We start from the raw sequence: 18587 nt of genomic DNA, 5'->3' as shown, positions 1-18587 counted from the left end.
TTAGGGAGAGGGCCGGGGTTAGGGGGAACGCACCAGCCCCGGTGCCTGCCACATTGACGTCGTCAGCCCGCTGTCCACCAGACCGAGCTGGTCGGCGTACACCGCCTGCCACTTCTGCATCATGCCATCGTACAGCGCCCGGTGCTGCGGGGTCGGGGTAAACTCGCGGCTCCATTTCACCAGCCGCTCGCCGGTGGTGGCCATATCCGCAAACAGTCCTGCCCCGGCTCCGGCGGCAATGGCGCAACCCAGCGCCGTCGCCTCTTTCACTTCCGGTACGCGCACCGGCAAACCGGTGACGTCACTTAAAATCTGGCTCCATAGCGCCCCCTTCGAACCGCCTCCGGCAAACACCAGGCTCTCGAAGTTAACGCCGGAGAAACGTGAGATCTGCGCCAGGTTGCAGGCCGAGACAATCGCCGCGTTCTCTTCCAGCGCGCGGAACAGCGTCGCTTTGTTGCACTTTTCCGGGTCGATGGAGAGGTTAATAAACGACGGGGCGGCGTGGTACCACTGCTTAAAATGCATCGCGTCGGAGAAGATGGGCATCACGCCATGCGAACCCGCGGGCACCCGGCTCGCCATCTCCTCGAGCAGGGAATAGGTGTCCATCCCCATACGTTCGGCGATCAGCTTCTCTTCCGCGCAGAAGGCGTCGCGGAACCAGCGCATGGTCAGGCCGGTGAAGAAGCTGATCGACTCCGCCTGCGCCATACCGGGGATGACGTGTGGGTTTACGCGAATATTCATCTCAGGATCGGTGCGCACCTGCGGCAGATTGACCACCTGCTGCCAGAAGGTACCACCCAGCACCGCCGTTTGCCCGGCGCGGACCACGCCCAGCCCCAGACAGCCCAGCTGCACGTCGCCTCCGCCCATCACCACAGGGGTGCCTTCACGCAGGCCGCTCTGCTGCGCGGCCTCTTTAGTGATAGCGCCCAGCACGGTGCCGGTCTCTTTCACCGGAGAGAGGATATCGGCGCGCAGCCCGGCCATATCCAGCAGCGCTGGCCGCCAGTCGCGGGAGAAGAGATCCAGCATCCCCGTAGTGCCCGCATTTGATGGATCGACCGCCAGCTCGCCGGAGAGCTTCGCCGCCAGCCAGTCGCTGATCATGGTAATAGTGGCAGCCTTGCGATAGATATCCGGGCGATGGTGCGCCAGCCACAGCAGACGCGGCATGGCGCTCAGGGCCAGGGTCTGGCCGGAAACGTCGTACACTTCGGATTCAAACTGGTTGTCGTGGATCTCTTTGAGTTCGGCCACCTCGCGGCTGGCGCGGGCGTCGACGTTGGCGCAGGCCCAGATGGCCTCACCGTTGCGGTCATACAGCACAATCCCTTCGCGCATGGAGCAGCAGGCGACGGACTGGATATCCGCCGCGCTCAGGTGCGCGCGATCCAGCGCCTGGTGGATGCACTGGCAGGTGAGCCGCCAGTTGGTATTGAGGTCGAACTCCATCGAGCCCGGCACATTTTCCACGCTCAGGTGCTGCCACTCGGCCTGACCCACGGCAACCTGGTTGCCCAGCAGATCGAAAATAACGGCACGCACGCTGCCTGTCCCTGCATCTAACGCTAAAAGGTAACTCATGAGTTTGCCTCGTTGTTAGCGCAGGGCTTACCCCGTTACGTCAGGGCCAGCACCGCGCGGGCTGTTGTCTCTTCCGTCACCAGGCCATTGATACGGCGACCTTTCAGTGCGGCGTAAATCGCATCGGCTTTCTCAACACCGCCAGCCACGCCGACGATGGTAGGTAACTGCGCCAGTTCATCAAGCGTGACGCCAAGCAGTTCTTTGTGGATCTCCAGCTCCTCAACGCACTCTCCTTCGGCAGTGAGGAAATAACCGAGAATGTCGCCGACGGCCCCTTTACGGGCATACATCAGCTGTTCACCTTCGCTGATGTAGCCTGAGCGCAATATCGTTGCATCACGACGCTGGTTCACGGACCCAATCCCGACCACCGCCACGTCGGCCGCCGTTGCGGCGAGGATCACGTCCCGCACGCTGGTTTCACGTTTTAAGATCCCGGCCACCTCGGCGGAGGAGACGCGAAGCGGGGCGGGGATCATGCTGACGCTGCATGCCGCGTCCAGCTGGCCGATACCGGTCATATACGGCCCCACGCCGCCGGAAAGGGTGACCAGACGGATCTGCTGCGAGCTGATAAAGCCGCTCAGATGCTGCAGGCTGCTCATGGTGGTTTCACCAAATCCCACCGCTAACAGCTGGCCGGGTTCCAGCACGCCCATTAACGACTGCGCGGCACCAATGCCTAACCGCACGTTCATTGGCGGGGTATTCAGTGCTGGCAGCACGCGCACCAGCTTTAGCCCAAAGCGCTGCTGCAGTTCGGTTTCCAGTGCCAGACAGCCCTCATAGCGGGAGTTGATCTGCACGCGGATCACCCCTGACTGGCGACCTTTCTCCAGCAGGCGAGAGATCTTCAGGCGCGGCAGGCCGAGCCGTTCGCCAATGTCGTTTTGCGTCAATCCGTCGTGGTAGTAACACCAGGCCACGCGGGCAACCAGCTCCTCTTCCGCCAGTGCCAGCCCGGCAAACCGACCTTCTTCCGCAGTGCGTTTATCGCTCATAATTGAACTCTTATAAAAATTTAGATCATATGTTCGTGACGGCGCAGGTCGAAAGTGTGAGCCACGCGGCAAAACGGATCATTTAGATAGTTTCTTTCTCAGATGTATCTTAATCGATAAAACTGTGATCCCTGCACGGTTGTAAATATAGTTCACCGTCTACGCTTTTGAACATTATTAAATCTAAAAATCATTTGTTCAATAGCGGAGCGATGATGACCCCACTTATCGAAGCACGAGCCATCTGCAAGCAGTTTTCCGGGGTGCCGGTTTTGAAAGGCATTGATTTCACGCTGCTTGCGGGCCAGGTGCATGCGCTGATGGGCGGGAACGGCGCGGGTAAATCGACGCTGATGAAGATCATCGCCGGGGTGGAGACACCGGACAGCGGTGAACTTTCCGTAGCAGGTCATTCATATGCGCGGCTCACGCCCGTGCAGGCCCATAAGTTAGGTATCTATCTGGTGCCCCAGGAACCGCTCCTGTTCCCCAATCTGACGGTGCGGGAAAACATCCTTTTCCGCCTGCCGCGTGAACGGGAAAGAGAGAATCGGCTGACGGAGAAGCTGCAGCAGCTGCAGTGCCAGCTAAATCTCGACGCCACCGCCAGCACGCTGGAAGTGGCGGATCAGCAGATGGTGGAGATCCTGCGCGGTCTGATGCGTAACGCCACGATCCTGATCCTCGACGAGCCCACGGCCTCCCTTACGCCGGGTGAAACCGAACGTCTGTTTCGCCAGATCCGCGCCCTGCAGGATCTGGGCGTCGGTATCGTCTTTATCTCGCATAAATTGCCGGAGATCCGCCAGCTGGCAAGCCACGTCTCGGTGATGCGCGACGGTGCCGTAGTGCTCAGCGGGGAAACCGCGCAGTTCGACGATAACGCGCTGATTGCCGCCATGACGCCGGTGAGCCGGGAGAAAGGCTTAAGCGATGCGCAAAAACTGTGGCTGGCGCTGCCGGGAAACCGTCGCACCCAGCCGCAGGATTTTCCGGTATTGCGCGTGGACGATCTTACCGGGGAGGGGTTTATCGATCTCTCGCTTGAGATCTACGCAGGCGAGATCGTCGGTCTGGCCGGGCTGGTCGGATCCGGGCGCACCGAATTTGCCGAGACGCTCTACGGCCTGCGTCCGGTGCGTGGCGGACGGGTCTGGCTGGAGAATCAGGAGATCACTCACGAGAGCGTGGGCGCCCGGCTGGACAAAGGCCTGGTTTATCTGCCGGAAGACAGGCAGGTGTCCGGCCTGTTCCTGGATGCACCCATCCGCTGGAACACCGTGGCGCTGAACGAGCCGTCTCTCTGGCAGCAGCGCAAGCGGGAGTCCGCGGTGGTGGAGCGTTACCACCGCGCGCTGGGGATCAAACTCAACCATGCGGATCAAACCGTGCGCACCCTCTCCGGCGGGAATCAACAGAAAGTGCTGCTGGCCCGCTGTCTGGAAGCCAACCCGTTACTGCTGATCGTCGATGAACCGACGCGCGGCGTGGACGTGTCGGCACGTGCCGATATCTACCAGCTCATCAAAAGCGTGGCCGCGCAGAACGTGGCGGTGCTGATGATCTCAAGCGATCTCGATGAGTTTCCTGGCCTTGCCGATCGCGTGCTGGTCATGCACCAGGGCGTGCTTAGCGGCGAGTTGCCGCGCCATGCCGTCAGCCTCGATCGGATGATGGCGCTGGCGTTCGGAGGACAATCATGAAGACGTTACTGAAAAACCGCGAGCTGAGCGCGTTTCTCGCCATTCTGGCGCTGTTTGCCGTGCTGGTGGCGCTTAATCCGGCGTACCTGAGCCTTCAGACGCTGGGGATGATCTTCGCCAGCGCGCAAATCCTGATCCTGCTGGCGCTTGGCGCCGCGCTGGTGATGCTGACCCGCAATATTGACGTCTCCGTGGGCTCCACCGTGGGGCTCTCCGCCATCGCCGTCGGCGTGGCGCTGAACAATGGCTACAGCCTGCCGGTGTCTATGCTGTTCGCGCTGTCTGTCGGCGCGCTGGCAGGGGCGTTCAACGGGTTGCTGGTGGTGGCGCTGCGCATCCCGGCGATTGTCGCCACCCTCGGCACGCTGGGGCTGTATCGCGGGGCGATGCTGCTCTGGACCGGTGGAAAGTGGATTGAAGGGTTACCGCCGGGGCTGAAATCCCTCTCTGAACCCGTAGCCGTGGGCATTTCGCCGCTCGGCATGGTGGTGCTGTTTTTGGCCGCCGTCGGCGCGTGGATGCTCTCGCGTACCGCGTTTGGACGCGATTTCTATGCCGTGGGCGATAACCTTGCCGCCGCGCGCCAGCTGGGCGTGGCGGTCAACCGCACGCGGATGATCGCCTTTACCCTCAACGGCATGCTGGCGGCCTGCGCCGGGATTGTCTTTGCCGCGCAGATTGGCTTTGTGCCAAACCAGACCGGGAGCGGGCTGGAGATGAAAGCCATCGCCGCCTGCGTGCTCGGCGGCATTTCGCTGCTGGGCGGGACGGGCACGCTGATTGGCGCACTGCTTGGGGCCTTTTTCCTGACGCAAATCGACACCGTACTGGTGCTGTTTAAGCTCCCGGCGTGGTGGAATGACTTTATCGCCGGGCTGGTGCTGCTGGGCGTGCTGGTGCTCGACGGGCGTCTGCGCCAGGCGCTGGCGCGTCATCAGCGGGCGCTGAAATACGGTCGCTTCCAGCCGGGTAACAGAGGGGGAAAGCACGTCACCCCATTTCCCAAACGCAAAAAAGAGGTGGCGTAAATGAAGCTTAACTGGGAAAGCGCGCTGCTGATCTTACTGGTGCTGGAGATCCTGCTCTTTGGCGCCATCAACCCGCGGATGCTCGACATCAACATGCTGCTGTTCAGCACCAGCGATTTTATCTGCATCGGCATTGTGGCGCTGCCGCTGACGCTGGTGATTATCAGCGGCGGGATCGATATCTCCCTCGGTTCAACCATTGGCCTGTGCGCCATTGCGCTGGGGGTGATGATGCAATCGGGCTGGCCGATGGCGGTCGCCATTCCTCTGACGCTGCTGCTGGGCCTGCTGTGCGGGCTGGTGAATGCGGCGCTGATCCACTACACGGGTATCAGCCCTTTAGTTATCACTCTCGGCACGCTCTACCTCTACGGCGGCGGGGCGCTGCTGCTCTCCGGCATGGCGGGCGCGACGGGCTATGAGGGCATCGGCGGCTTCCCGGACAGCTTTACCGCGTTCGCTAACCTGACCGTGTCAGGTCTGCCCATTCCGCTGGTGCTGTTTGCGCTCATTACGCTCTTCTTCTGGCTGATTACCCACCGCGGACGCTTTGGGCGGCATCTGTTCTTAATCGGCCAGAACCCGCGCGCCGCGCGCTATGCGGCGCTGTCGGTTAACGGCATGCCCTACGCGCTGTATGGCCTGGTGGGCGTCGCCTCGGCCATTGCCGCCCTGGTGATGGTCTCCTATTTCGGTTCCGCGCGCTCGGATCTGGGGCGCGATCTGCTGATGCCTGCCCTCATCGCTGCCGTACTCGGCGGGGCGAATATTTATGGCGGGTCAGGTTCGGTTATCGGTACGGCACTGGCAGCGCTGCTGGTGGGGTACCTGCAGCAGGGGTTACAGATGATCGGCATCCCCAACCAGGTGTCGAGCGCGCTGTCAGGGGCGCTGTTGGTTGTGGTGGTGATGGGACGTTCGCTGAGTCTGCACCGTGAATGGGTGCGTTCTCTCTTTAGAAAACTATCCGGAGCGTAAGATGAAAACAAAACTGATAGTCCTGGCAATGGCCCTCAGCTTCGCCTCGGCGCAGGCGGCGGACCGCATCGCCTTTATCCCGAAGCTGGTGGGGGTGGGCTTCTTCACCAGCGGCGGCAACGGCGCAAAAGAGGCGGGGAAAGACCTCGGCGTGGACGTCACCTACGACGGCCCAACCGAGCCGAGCGTCTCCGGCCAGGTGCAGCTCATCAATAATTTCGTCAACCAGGGCTATAACGCCATTATCGTCTCCGCCGTGTCGCCGGATGGCCTCTGCCCGGCGCTGAAGCGCGCCATGCAGCGCGGCGTCAAAGTGCTGACCTGGGATTCCGACACCAAACCGGAGTGCCGCAGCATTTATATCAACCAGGGTACCCCGGAGCAGCTCGGTGGCCTGCTGGTGGAGATGGCCGGGAAGCAGGTGACAAAACCGAATGCCAAAGTGGCGTTCTTCTACTCCAGCCCGACCGTCACCGACCAGAACCAGTGGGTGAAAGAGGCGAAGGCCAAAATCGAAAAAGATCATCCCCAGTGGCAGATTGTGACCACCCAGTTTGGCTATAACGACGCCACCAAATCCCTGCAAACCGCCGAAGGGATCTTAAAAGCGTACCCGGATCTGGATGCGATCATCGCCCCGGATGCCAACGCTCTGCCTGCCGCGGCGCAGGCGGCGGAAAACCTGAAGCGGGAAGGGGTGGCGATTGTCGGATTCAGTACGCCTAACGTCATGCGTCCGTACGTCGAGCGCGGCACGGTTAAAGCCTTCGGCCTGTGGGATGTGGTGCAACAGGGCAAAATTGCGGTCAATGTCGCCGATCGTTTGTTGAAAAAAGGCGATCTTAACGTCGGCGACAGCGTGGAGGTAAAAGATATCGGTACGCTGAAGGTCGAGCCGAACAGCGTCCAGGGCTACCAGTATGAAGCAAAAGGCAACGGCATCGTGCTGCTGCCAGAGCGCGTGGTGTTCACCAAAGAGAACATCAACAAATACGATTTCTGACGGGGGAGCAAATGGCTGATTTAGACGACATCAAAGACGGTAAGGATTTTGGCATCGGTACACCGCAGCAAAATGTACCGTTCACCCTGAAGGGCTGTGGCTCGCTGGACTGGGGCATGCAGTCCCGGCTTTCGCGCATCTTCAACCCAAAAAGCAACCGCACGGTGATGCTGGCCTTTGACCACGGTTATTTCCAGGGGCCGACCACCGGTCTTGAGCGTATCGATCTCTCTATCGCGCCGCTGTTCGCCGAAACCGACGTGTTGATGTGTACCCGCGGTATTTTGCGCAGCACCGTACCGGCCGCCACCAATAAACCGGTGGTCCTGCGCGCCTCCGGCGGTAACTCAATTCTGGGCGAGCTGTCGAACGAGTGCGTGGCAGTAGCAATGGAAGACGCGCTGCGCCTGAACGTCTGTGCGGTGGCGGCGCAGGTATACATTGGCAGTGAATTCGAGCATCAGTCGATCAACAACATCATCAAGCTGGTGGATGCGGGGGCACGCTACGGGATGCCCGTGCTTGCGGTGACCGGCGTCGGCAAGGAGATGGCGCGCGATGCGCGTTACTTCTCGCTCGCCAGCCGTATTGCCGCCGAAATGGGGGCGCAGTTTGTTAAAACCTACTATGTGGATGAAGGATTCGAAAAAGTGACCGCGAGCTGCCCGGTGCCGATCGTCATCGCCGGGGGGAAAAAGCTGCCGGAGCACGAGGCACTGGAGATGTGCTGGCGCGCGATTGACCAGGGAGCCTCCGGCGTGGACATGGGGCGCAACATCTTCCAGTCCAGCGCGCCGCTCGCCATGCTGAAGGCGGTGAAGAAAGTGGTTCACGAGAACATGAGCGCCCGGGAGGCGTTCCAGTTCTGGCAGGAAGAGAAACAGGGAGAAGCGAAATGAACGTGACGTTAGTGGAGATCAACATCAAACCCGAGCGGGTGGACGAGTTTCTGGAGGTGTTTCGCGCCAACCACGAGGGCGCAATTCAGGAGCCGGGAAACCTGCGTTTTGACGTGTTGCAGGACCCCCGGGTGAAAACCCGGTTCTTTATCTACGAGGCCTATAAAGACGAAGAGGCGGTGCTGGCGCATAAAAAAACGCCGCACTACCTGGCCTGCGTGGATAAGCTCGAAGAGCTGATGTCGGAGCCACGCAAAAAACGCAGTTTTGTGGGGCTGCTGCCGGAGTGACAAATTAACCGGCAGCCAGCGATTCAATGGGGATAGTGGTGAAAGAGGCAAAGAATTACGGATGTTATACCCTGGCGCCGGTTGTCTTTTATTTCATCTATCCCCTATGAAGAGGAGACGTTAAAAAACGCCTCTTCCATTATCTTATGACGCCAGCAATCCTTTCAATCAGATAGGGATAGAACGGATTCGAGGTGATACGCATTAAGGAGTCCATATCTGCCAGCAACACCGCTCGCTCCCCTCTGACGCGTAAAACACCCAGACTCAGACCATAGTGATTCGGTTCATAGGGTTCACTTCCATATAAAGAGTCATGGACAGGAAACGGGAGGGCGACATGAGATAGAGAAAAAACATCTCTCGGATAGCGCACATTAAGGGGCTGCACGTCTGCTGTTGTTGAGTGTGCTAAGTGCGTCGAAGCGACCATGTTCATACTCTCTGAAGAGGCGTTTTTGACGATAGTCGTCGTGTAAGTACGCTGTGGTGTTGCCAGTAAGTGTGATAGCGCGCGATCCGAAGAGTGGCGAAACAGTGCACGAAAATTGACCGCACGATTAATATCAAACAACACCAGTTCGCTACCGTTATCCGGTAGATTTTGATGGAGCACGTCCAGCACTGCCCGGGTACTGACTGTGGAATCAAGAACGGACTGAAACGTAAGCACATGAGGAAGATCTTTCCAGCCAGCCGATGACTTGCGTCGCGTAAGGTCCCGTTTCAATGTCTCAGTCAGAAGATAAGCCTGCCGCGCACCATTCACGGGAAAAGAGTTATATTTAAAAGGATTAAATTCTGGTACCAGACCTAACCAGGCCGCACGAGAAAAGGCCGGGAGAAAGGCTGTCCATTCGGCCATTCCCGAAAACCGAGCAAAGCGGCTTATGCCTATCATGGGAGAAATCAGGACAATTTGTTGTGGCTTCTTCAGGCTTTCATCATCAAGGGCATCGATGGCATATTTCATGGCCAGCGCCCCACCATTGGAAAAGCCAACAATATGTAGCGGCGCATCCGCATGGGTCATTTTTGTTGCCTCGCGCACCGCAAGACGCGTTGCTGCCAGCCAGTCTTGCCATTTTACATCCGTTAATGCCCCGGGTACGGTACCATGGGCAGGTAGACGGATCCCGATGGCGACAAACCCTTCTTTTTGATAGAGCCGGGCAATATGCTGCAGGCTGTAAGGGGAGTCCGTAAGTCCGTGCAGTAACACGACAGCCCCTCTCGGTTCCGCCTGTGGGCGCATGATATAGGATCGATTCCAGTCTGTGGGAAGGGTGTCCGGAAATACCGGGCTTGACGGGTTATAACGATTTAAACTCGTTGTATCCTGATCGGTTTGCTTCATAACGACATTGTTATGCACCTCCATGAAGAGGGCGTTTTCAGCATTGATATAGTCATCCCAGTCGGCCCGATCGATCTCGTTTTCGCGTAATTCATTAGGGACAAAAGTATGCCAGGGCTGGAGTTCGCCGCTACGCTGTACCCAATAAAACAGGCCTGTCATTGCACAAAGCGTGAAGCCCAAAAGGATCAAAATACAACGCTTCATCACTCTAATACTTTTCTTGCGCATAAATCCTCTAAACATAGATATTCAACCTGATATCTGCTGTATTTAGGTTTTAAAGCGCAGCGTGGTTGATGATGGTGGCACAGAATAAAGATATGGACATCGCATAAACTATGCTTTTAACCATTGCATGATCAGCAAGGAGTTAATGGCGAAATTGATATGCGCGACGATAGATAACATAATACTAAGCGCTGCCACAAACAGAACCTTGAGGTTGAGGATGCGTGTTTTTTTTAAGTTTGCATCCAGCTATAACATATTCCTTATTTTATTTTTTTGATATAAATACATTATCCCCATAGATAAATATAAGAGAGGCATGATAATGCTTACTGAATTGATCTGTAACAGCAGTAATTCACTGCCAACTAATGCAAATAGCCATGAAATAAATAACAGCATAAGCGTTGCTCCTCAGTTTTTTTTGTTGGTAAGGTAAAACCAAATCATAAACAGAACATCTAAAAACAACCAAACTCCGCCCAGCAATAAAACGTGCGAGACAGCGCCCGGCCAGAACAAAGCGCCATTGGGAGAAACAGAAAAGAAATCCTGTCCCCAGACCAGGCGTGCCACAATCATGAAAAGGGGCAGCAATAAAAGGTTGAACAGAAAAAGATAACGGATAAAGTTTGGTTTTTTGGGCCGTCTGATATTTTCTTCCGGGAACATGGTTTCCTCACTGGTTTCGGTGAAAATAAAGAGGCATTCTAGTGCGAAAAGATAGATGGAACTTAGACACACTTCATTTTATAGCGTACGCAGCTGTCACCTCGATGATTAATGAATGAGAGTATGGTGAGTGAGGATCTCTTGTTTGTTTGAACTTCATATAACATCGCCCCCTAAAATAAGCCACCAGACAGAGCTTGTTTAAGGTTCTGACTTCTTTTTTTTAATGTAGATTAGGTGATAACAAATGTTTAAAAAAACACTCACAGTAGTGGCAATTCTTTCAACTCTTTCTGTTGGTGCTAACGCCGCTGAAATTGGCGCTCAGTTAGGTACACAACATACGGAGTTAAATGCACTAATTGCGCCAGAGCCGACCGGTATTTTTTATACTGCAAACTGGGCTAACAATTATAATGATGGCCGTAATTCTGGCGGTGTCGGCCTGGGTTATCAGGTGTCTCTGGGTAAAGCCGATCTTTACGCAGGTGCCAAGGCCATCTATATGGCGCCTAAGAAAGGTGATAATGGATTTGCGGCACCGATTGGTGGCGGGGTTCGTGTCCATTTCAGCGATGAGGTGTATGCCTATGGTGAAGGTTATACCGCGCCACGTGGCCTGAACAATGCCGTCGAAAACTATGTTGAAGTTGATGCTGGGTTGGCCTGGCAGGTACGAGATGAGGTGAAACTCAAAGCGGGTTACCGTCATATTAGCGTTCATGGTAAATCCGGTACGCCTAATCATACGCTGCTTGATGGTGCTTACCTGGGCGCCGCACTTCAATTCTAAACAAACACTCACCGCGAGCCCTACGCTCGCGGTGAGTCGTTGCATATAATCCAGTCATTTGTCTTTATCCTCTTTTTTATTCAGATACTCTTCTTCCTTCTTCTCTTGAAACATTTCCTTTCCTGCGCTGATAGTAAAAAGACCGAGAGTGTAATGCAGGGCTGAGCCCTGCTACAGGTTGTAACGTAACCATCCGAAGAGTACGTTTCCGTTATTATAGGTGCCAGGAATATAGGTGAACTGGATATTCACATTTTTATAACTCCCTGAAAAAAGCGGGAATATAATCGGTAAGGGAATGTAGTTGCCCATATCTTTACGCGCCGTTATCCCGGCGGTCACCCCTAATCCCAACCTGAAATCTTTTTGTTGGCCTGGATGCCATCCTTTCTCCCATGCATAGCCGGTGACCGGTTGCCACTCATTATGTGAGTCTTTAAACACCATTCCATACAGTGCACTCCAGTTGCCATTGCTGTGATGACGAGAAACACCCACTCCGGCACCCCAGGGCATTTCATTATAGCGATCGGTCTTTTCTTTATCGTACATGAACCGGTTATGCCAGCTGATAAAAGGAAGATAAATATCGTGGCTATCATAATCTGTCCAGGTTTGCGTAATATCGGAAACAATCCTGCTGCCCCAGCTTGCTGCATTTTCATCAGCATGAGTCTGGCCATAGGCACGTGTGGCAAAAAGAAGTAACCCGCTCCAGAGTAAAACAGAGCAAATCAACAAAAATAAATGATAAAAGCCGCCGATAAAGTCGATTTTTTCCTTACAGGGCTGCCAGGGGGTAGTGCTTTTCATTGCGAACGCTCCAGTGGATAAAAGTAGTTAAAAAATAATAAATAGGCCAGCGCATTAACAAAACATGAGACGAATTGTTAATAGCGCCAGAGATGACTGATGTTCTAAAACGAAATGACTAAGGTTGGATATTACGCCATCCTTAGTCATTGTGATTTAATTTATGGCTTTCTTTTTAAGGAGTTCGAACTCCTCCTGGCTAATAACGTCCTGGTCTAATAGTTTTTTGGCGTCTGATATTTGTTCCGCTGGTGATTTACAAAGACTATATTGTGCTGCGGCATTCGCATCCAGTCTGTAAGCACGTTGTCTTTTGGCCATTCCCTTACCTCTCAGAATGAGATAAAAAACAGAGGTGATCAGCGGGATGAAAAGTAACAGCATTATCCAAAGCGATTTAAAGAAGCCGTTGAGTGTATTGTCACGGAATAAATCAGTAACGATCTGGAAAATAACAAACAGATACGCAATAAAAAAGAATATAGAAAACAGGGTGGCTGCCATATTCCAAAATTGTAATAGATGAGTCGTCACAATGATGCCTTCTTAAGGATATAAATGGTCACATGGAATGAATAAAAGATAAAAACCTGCCACAAAAAATTTTCATCCTTAATGAAAAGGACAATTATCCTGTTGTGGCAGATATGATAAAGCGTGTTATTGAGCTGGAGAGATCGTTACCTGACCGCGATGCGAGGTAATATTTACACGTTGCCCTACGACAAATTCACCTTCACGGGCGGGCTGCACGGTAACGAACTCTTGCCCGTTATCAGGACGAATAAAGAGTTCAGCCGCATTATGTCGCGCCATTCCTCGTTGTATCGACTGTCCTGCCATCGCGCCAGCAACGGTACCGCCAGCCGTCGCCAGCAGACGGCCGCTTCCGCCACCAATAGCATTACCGGCAGCACCGCCAATCAACGCGCCCCCGACTGTACCGGCAGCGCTGCTTCCGGTGTCGTTTTGGATTGTTATGTATCTCACCCCTGTGATTGTGCCGTGCGACAGTGCCATCACCTGACCGGAAAGCGCAGCACTTGCATGATGGGCAGAATCAACGGGTTTTTCAGTACAGCCAGCCAATGCCAGCAAACCGGCCAAAATTAAAACAGAACGTGTAAACATCTCTCTTCCTTATGAGTAATCAACGGCATCACGAATTAATGGACATGTCATACAGTGGCCGCCACCGCGTCCACGCCCTAATTCACTCCCAACAATTTCAATGACCTCAACGCCTTCTTTACGCAAACGGTCGTTTGTTTTGGTATTGCGGTCATAGGCGATAACGACACCTGGAGACATGGCGACCACGTTATTTCCGCTATCCCATTGCTGACGCTCGGTGTCGTAAACATTGCCTTCGGTTTCAACGACCCTGAGCGAGCGTAAATTGAGTGCCCTGGCTACCACCTCTGTTAACGGCTCTGAATAATGCTCCAGACGCATTCCGCCTGGGGAGTCGTCCTTAATCAGTGAAAAGACTTCGATTTGATCAACAATGGCGGGATAAAGCGTCACTAAATCTCTGTCACAAAAGGTGAATACGGTATCCAGGTGCATCGCCGCTCTGAGCTTCGGTATCGCGGCAATAATAACGCGCTCGACATGGCTAAACGGGTTCGAAAACAGGGCAGATGCAAGCTGGGCAATGGCCTGATAGGACGTTCGTTCGCTCATACCGATTAAAACGGTCTTGTTGCCAATAGGCATAACATCGCCGCCTTCAAGGGTGGCGGATCCGTGATAACGCGTTGGATCTCCCCACCATGTATTGATCGTCTGACGGGTGAAGTCCGGATGGAACTTATAGATAGCAGTGGTCAGTAACGTTTCTTCACGACGAGCCTGCCAGTAAAGGGGATTAAGCGTAACCCCGTTATAAATCCAGCTGGTGGTATCTCGCGTATAAAGCGTATTCGGCAACGGCGGGAGCAAATATTCACGCAGCCCTGTCGCTCTTCCGACGAGTTCAAGTTCTTCTTTATCGCCCCTGTGTCTGTTCAGCAAATCATAGGTTGAAAGCCCGCCGATCATAAACTCAGCCAGCCGATCTGCGGGTAACGAATCCAGGAACGAGCGTGTTTCATTAAGCAAACCCAACGGGATTTCATCAGCAGTAATCTGCTGTTCGATGAGCCAGTTGCGTGCCTGACGGTTAGCCAACGTTTCGGAGAGCAGATCATGCATCTCAACAACGTCAACACCGCATCCGCGCATTTTGTTAATAAAATCGAGATGATCCTGACGGGCACGCTCTACCCACATGACATCATCAAATAACAGTCGGTCGCAATTGCCCGGCGTAAGACGGCTATGTGCTAACCCAGGGGCGCACACCATCACTTTGCGTAACTGGCCGACCTCGGAGTGAACACCCAGTGGTATATCTTGCATAGTGTCTCCTTAAGAGAGTAATTAAATGGTAATATTTCCGTTTATAATTCCATAAATACAGGCCAAAGCCGCGAGCACGATGGCGGTAAATAATATTCGTTCTGTACCAGAGAATATTTTTTTGTTTTGCTCACGCTTAGCAATGTAATAAAGCAGTGTGCCAGGCGCATAAATAACGGCGGACAGCAGCACATACGTTAATCCGCCGGCATAAATCATCAAAAAGGCATAGGCAGTGGCAATGACAGAGATCACCAGGTCTTTATAATATCCCTTTGTGCACTGTTCGTAGGTTTCTCGTGTAATAACCAGCTTCAGGCTATACGCGGCAACCAGAAGATAAGGGATAAGCGTCATCGCGCTGGTTAGCTCAAGGGCTAACAGGAATGCGTAATCGCTGAAAAAAGTGATAATTAAGAACAACTGTATCGCGATATTCGTCAACCATACGGCTGAAGAGGGAACCCGCCAGCGATTCTCGCGTGCAAAAACGGCAGGCATGCTCTTTTTCAACGCCGCGGAATAAATAACCTCCGCAGCGAGCAATGACCAGGAAAGATAGGCTCCGAGTACAGAGATAATTAACCCCACGCTGATGAAAATCATGCCCCAACGTCCCACTATGCTTTCGAGGACACCGGCCATTGAGGGTTGCCGTAAGGCCCCCAGTTCAGCCTGGGGCATAACGCCATAAGAAAGCATGGTGACTAACATCAGTAAGCACAACACCCCGATGAAGCCGAATACGGTCGCCAGGCCAACGTCTTTCCGGTTAGTTGCATAACGCGAGTAAATACTTGCCCCTTCGATTCCAAGGAATACGAATACGGTCACCAACATGGTGCTTCTGACCTGGGAAAAGATTGATCTGAAGAGAGGTGGCTCTCCGGCGGCCCCGCCCCAGAAATTAAGCATAAACATCTCTTTTTTGAATGCCATTATCAGAATGGCGATAAATACAAAAATAGGGATGATCTTGGCACAGGTGGCCAGGGTATTGATAAAGGCCGCTTCTTTAATACCCCGCAATACCAGGAGATGAAAAGACCATAAAACAACTGGGTAATGACTCCAACTTACTGGTAGTGTTTTATGTTCAGATAATGTCCAATGACTTTGTCATGCAGTTCTCCCTTCAGGCGTGATTCATAAAGCGGCCAGTCATCCATCATCCATACCACGACCTCAAAGGCCGACAGCAGGCCCGGAAGACGCTCCAGCGTGGCCAACGTGCGTTCACCGAATACGTGCGCCACAACCGTCCTCCGTATCCTGTCATACGCGTAAAACAACCAGCGCTGGCGTGATTTAGCGCCGACGTAACCCCACTGTTCGTCCATTTCCGCGCAAACAATGACGTCACTGCCCGGTTGTATACGTGAGTTTACCGACTGCGGCCTGAGTTTTTGTGTAAGCGTACAGCGTGAACCGTCTGGTCATAATCTGAAGCATCCGACAAAGTGGTGTCCACCAAATAAGTAGTGGGAACCAAAGTGTCAGATATGCAGAAAAATATGACTCCCGGCAGGCGTAAAGGCTGCCCTAATTATTCTCCTGAGTTTAAACAGCAACTCGTTGCTGCCTCCTGCGAACCCGGGATATCCATCTCAAAACTGGCGCTTGAAAATGGCATTAATGCCAATCTGCTCTTTAAATGGCGCCAGCAGTGGCGCGAGGGAAAGCTGCTATTACCTTCCTCTGAGAGTCCTCAGTTACTTCCTGTGACTCTCGATGCCACCGCCGTACAACCAGAACCGCCCGCTGAGGACTCAGAGCTCAGCATCTGCTGTGAGGTAACGTTCCGGCACGGGACACTCCGCCTCAACGGCACTGTCAGCGAAAAGCTTCTGACTCTGCTGATACAGGAACTGAAGCGATGATCCCGCTACCAACAGGCACCAAAATCTGGCTGGTTGCCGGTATTACCGATATGAGAAACGGCTTCAACGGGCTGGCTGCAAAAGTGCAGACGGCGCTGAAAGACGAACCGATGTCCGGCCATGTCTTCATCTTCCGGGGCCGCAGCGGCAGTCAGGTTAAACTTCTGTGGTCCACCGGCGACGGGCTGTGCCTGCTGACCAAACGGCTGGAGCGCGGGCGCTTCGCCTGGCCGTCAGCTCGCGATGGCAAAGTGTTCCTGACCCCGGCGCAGCTGGCAATGCTGCTGGAAGGCATCGACTGGCGACAGCCGAAGCGGTTGCTGACCTCCCTGACCATGCTGTAGGCTTCTTTATCCTGGTTGTCGCAGAATAAGCCTGGTAAAATGCTGGCTTATGAATGACATCTCTTCTGACGACATCCTTCTGCTGAAACAGCGCCTTGCCGAACAGGAAGCGCTGAACCGTGCCCTGCTGGAAAAGCTGGCAGACCGGGAGCGCGAAATAGACCATCTGCAGACGCAGCTGGATAAACTTCGCCGGATGAACTTCGGCAGCCGTTCCGAAAAAGTCTCCCGCCGTATCGCACAAATGGAAGCCGATCTGAACCGGCTTCAGAAAGAGAGCGATACGCTGACCGGTCGGGTGGATGACCCGGCAGTACAGCGCACTCTGCGTCAGACCCGCACCCGCAAACCGTTCCCCGAATCACTCCCCCGCGATGAAAAACGCCTGCGGCCAGCGGGTTCCTGCTGCCCGGAGTGTGGTGGTGCGCTGAGTTACCTGGGTGAGGATGCCGCTGAACAGCTGGAGCTGATGCGCAGCGCCTTCCGGGTGATCCGGACCGTACGGGAAAAACATGCCTGCACAAAATGTGATGCCATCGTGCAGGCCCCCGCGCCTTCGCGCCCCATTGAGCGGGGTATCGCCGGACCGGGGCTGATGGCCCGCGTGCTGACCTCAAAGTATGCAGAGCACACACCGCTGTATCGTCAGTCTGAAATATACGGTCGCCAGGGCGTGGAACTGAGCCGTTCACTGCTGTCGGGCTGGGTGGATGCATGCTGCCGGCTGCTGTCCCCGCTGGAGGAGGCGCTTCAGGACTATGTCCTGACTGACGGTAAACTCCATGCCGATGATACCCCGGTCCAGGTGCTGTTGCCGGGCAATAAGAAGACGAAGACCGGGCGGTTGTGGACGTATGTTCGTGATGACCGCAACGCCGGGTCAGCGCTGGCACCGGCGGTGTGGTTCGCCTACAGCCCCGACAGAAAAGGCATCCATCCGCAGACCCATCTTGCGGGGTTCAGCGGTGTGCTACAGGCGGATGCGTACGCCGGGTTCAACGAGCTGTACCGCGATGGCCGGATAACGGAAGCCGCCTGCTGGGCTCACGCCCGCCGTAAAATCCACGATGTGCACGTTCGCACGCCGTCAGCCCTGACGGAGGAAGCCCTGAAGCGTATCGGCGAACTGTATGCCGTGGAGGCGGAAATAAGAGGAATGCTGGCGGAACAACGGCTTGCTGAACGTCAGCGGAAAACGAAACCGCTGCTTAGTACCCTGGAAAGCTGGTTGCGTGAAAAAATGAAAACGCTGTCGCGACACTCGGAGCTGGCAAAGGCGTTCACGTACACCCTGAACCAGTGGCCGGCCCTGACGTACTATGCAGAAAACGGCTGGGCCGAAGCCGATAATAACATCGCTGAAAATGCGCTGCGGATGGTCAGTCTGGGTCGTAAAAACTGGTTGTTCTTCGGCTCAGACCACGGTGGTGAGCGGGGAGCGTTGCTGTACAGTCTGATCGGGACGTGCAAACTGAACGGCGTGGATCCAGAAAGCTACCTTCGCCATGTCCTTGACGTCATAGCTGACTGGCCGGTCAACCGGGTCAGCGAGCTGCTACCCTGGCGCATCACACTGCCAACTGAATAACACATCCC

General features: G+C 54.7%; 18 protein-coding genes and 2 pseudogenes. 10 read left to right on the top strand and 10 right to left on the bottom strand.

Annotated elements, in window-relative coordinates; translation table 11 throughout:
• Positions 1–18 precede the first annotated feature (18 nt).
• A complete protein-coding gene (gene lsrK / locus M8370_RS17245) occupies positions 19–1593 on the bottom strand; it encodes an autoinducer-2 kinase (RefSeq protein WP_250021482.1) in 1575 nt (524 codons plus the stop codon).
• A 35-nt stretch (positions 1594–1628) separates the two neighbouring features.
• Entirely contained in the window at positions 1629–2597 is a 969-nt protein-coding gene (gene lsrR / locus M8370_RS17240; RefSeq protein ID WP_013098851.1) for a transcriptional regulator LsrR, read from the bottom strand.
• 215 nt (positions 2598–2812) lie between these two features.
• Between lsrR and lsrA the strand changes: the two genes are divergently transcribed.
• The 6 genes from lsrA to lsrG are packed head-to-tail and all read left to right on the top strand — an operon-like array spanning position 2813 to position 8498.
• On the top strand, positions 2813–4300 hold the full coding sequence (lsrA, locus tag M8370_RS17235) for an autoinducer 2 ABC transporter ATP-binding protein LsrA (RefSeq protein WP_013098850.1): 1488 nt from the start codon (positions 2813–2815) through the stop codon (positions 4298–4300).
• On the top strand, positions 4297–5328 hold the full coding sequence (gene lsrC, locus M8370_RS17230) for an autoinducer 2 ABC transporter permease LsrC (protein WP_250021481.1): 1032 nt from the start codon (positions 4297–4299) through the stop codon (positions 5326–5328). The genes lsrA and lsrC overlap by 4 nt, the downstream gene beginning before the upstream one ends.
• Positions 5329–6306 (top strand): autoinducer 2 ABC transporter permease LsrD, encoded by a 978-nt coding sequence (gene lsrD, locus M8370_RS17225; protein ID WP_250021480.1) that lies wholly within the window; start codon positions 5329–5331, stop codon positions 6304–6306.
• A gap of 1 nt (position 6307) precedes the next feature.
• Positions 6308–7309, top strand: coding sequence for an autoinducer 2 ABC transporter substrate-binding protein LsrB (lsrB, locus tag M8370_RS17220; protein WP_020689399.1), 1002 nt, complete (start codon positions 6308–6310; stop codon positions 7307–7309).
• 11 nt (positions 7310–7320) lie between these two features.
• Positions 7321–8208: a 3-hydroxy-5-phosphonooxypentane-2,4-dione thiolase gene (lsrF, locus tag M8370_RS17215; protein ID WP_029883832.1), complete on the top strand. Its 888-nt coding sequence runs from the start codon at positions 7321–7323 to the stop codon at positions 8206–8208.
• A complete protein-coding gene (gene lsrG, locus M8370_RS17210) occupies positions 8205–8498 on the top strand; it encodes a (4S)-4-hydroxy-5-phosphonooxypentane-2,3-dione isomerase (RefSeq protein WP_013098845.1) in 294 nt (97 codons plus the stop codon). Before lsrF ends, lsrG begins: the two co-directional genes overlap by 4 nt.
• 139 nt (positions 8499–8637) lie before the next feature.
• Here lsrG and M8370_RS17205 read toward each other — a convergent pair whose 3' ends face one another.
• Positions 8638–10086, bottom strand: a complete 1449-nt coding sequence (locus M8370_RS17205; RefSeq protein WP_250021479.1) for an alpha/beta hydrolase — start codon at positions 10084–10086, stop codon at positions 8638–8640.
• A 414-nt stretch (positions 10087–10500) separates the two neighbouring features.
• A complete protein-coding gene (locus tag M8370_RS17200; RefSeq protein WP_023622126.1) occupies positions 10501–10758 on the bottom strand; it encodes a hypothetical protein in 258 nt (85 codons plus the stop codon).
• A gap of 247 nt (positions 10759–11005) precedes the next feature.
• Here M8370_RS17200 and M8370_RS17195 point away from each other — a divergent pair, with 247 nt between their 5' ends.
• Positions 11006–11551: a YfaZ family outer membrane protein gene (locus M8370_RS17195; protein ID WP_013098838.1), complete on the top strand. Its 546-nt coding sequence runs from the start codon at positions 11006–11008 to the stop codon at positions 11549–11551.
• Positions 11552–11722: 171 nt separating this feature from the next.
• On the opposite strand, the gene pagP is transcribed toward M8370_RS17195, so the two are convergent.
• From pagP to M8370_RS17165, 6 genes and pseudogenes are all read right to left on the bottom strand, one after another.
• A complete protein-coding gene (gene pagP, locus M8370_RS17190) occupies positions 11723–12364 on the bottom strand; it encodes a lipid IV(A) palmitoyltransferase PagP (RefSeq protein WP_250021478.1) in 642 nt (213 codons plus the stop codon).
• Between the two features lie 156 nt (positions 12365–12520).
• Positions 12521–12898: a zinc metalloprotease HtpX family protein gene (locus M8370_RS17185; protein ID WP_029883828.1), complete on the bottom strand. Its 378-nt coding sequence runs from the start codon at positions 12896–12898 to the stop codon at positions 12521–12523.
• A gap of 126 nt (positions 12899–13024) precedes the next feature.
• Positions 13025–13495 (bottom strand): outer membrane lipoprotein, encoded by a 471-nt coding sequence (locus tag M8370_RS17180; protein ID WP_250021477.1) that lies wholly within the window; start codon positions 13493–13495, stop codon positions 13025–13027.
• A 9-nt stretch (positions 13496–13504) separates the two neighbouring features.
• Positions 13505–14767 carry an arginine deiminase gene (locus M8370_RS17175; protein ID WP_250021476.1) on the bottom strand — a complete coding sequence of 421 codons (1263 nt, stop codon included), beginning with the start codon at positions 14765–14767 and terminating at the stop codon, positions 13505–13507.
• Between the two features lie 21 nt (positions 14768–14788).
• A pseudogene (locus M8370_RS17170) lies at positions 14789–15826 on the bottom strand (amino acid permease); the annotation flags it as partial.
• Positions 15827–15843: 17 nt separating this feature from the next.
• Positions 15844–16176: pseudogene (locus M8370_RS17165) on the bottom strand (IS1 family transposase); the annotation flags it as partial.
• Between the two features lie 93 nt (positions 16177–16269).
• Between M8370_RS17165 and tnpA the strand changes: the two are divergent.
• From tnpA to tnpC, 3 genes are read left to right on the top strand one after another with little or no spacing between them, the layout of a single operon-like run.
• On the top strand, positions 16270–16647 hold the full coding sequence (gene tnpA, locus M8370_RS17160; protein WP_004114613.1) for an IS66-like element accessory protein TnpA: 378 nt from the start codon (positions 16270–16272) through the stop codon (positions 16645–16647).
• Positions 16644–16991 (top strand): IS66 family insertion sequence element accessory protein TnpB, encoded by a 348-nt coding sequence (gene tnpB, locus M8370_RS17155; protein WP_004114612.1) that lies wholly within the window; start codon positions 16644–16646, stop codon positions 16989–16991. Before tnpA ends, tnpB begins: the two co-directional genes overlap by 4 nt.
• A gap of 49 nt (positions 16992–17040) precedes the next feature.
• Entirely contained in the window at positions 17041–18579 is a 1539-nt protein-coding gene (tnpC, locus tag M8370_RS17150; protein WP_227113558.1) for an IS66 family transposase, read from the top strand.
• Positions 18580–18587: the final 8 nt, after the last annotated feature.

It is taken from the genome of Enterobacter cloacae complex sp. OE43NF (genome assembly GCF_023544405.1).
Taxonomy (GTDB): domain Bacteria; phylum Pseudomonadota; class Gammaproteobacteria; order Enterobacterales; family Enterobacteriaceae; genus Enterobacter; species Enterobacter cloacae.
The sequence above is the reverse complement of the archived record's forward strand: the minus strand, read 5'-3'. Positions and strand labels throughout refer to the sequence as shown.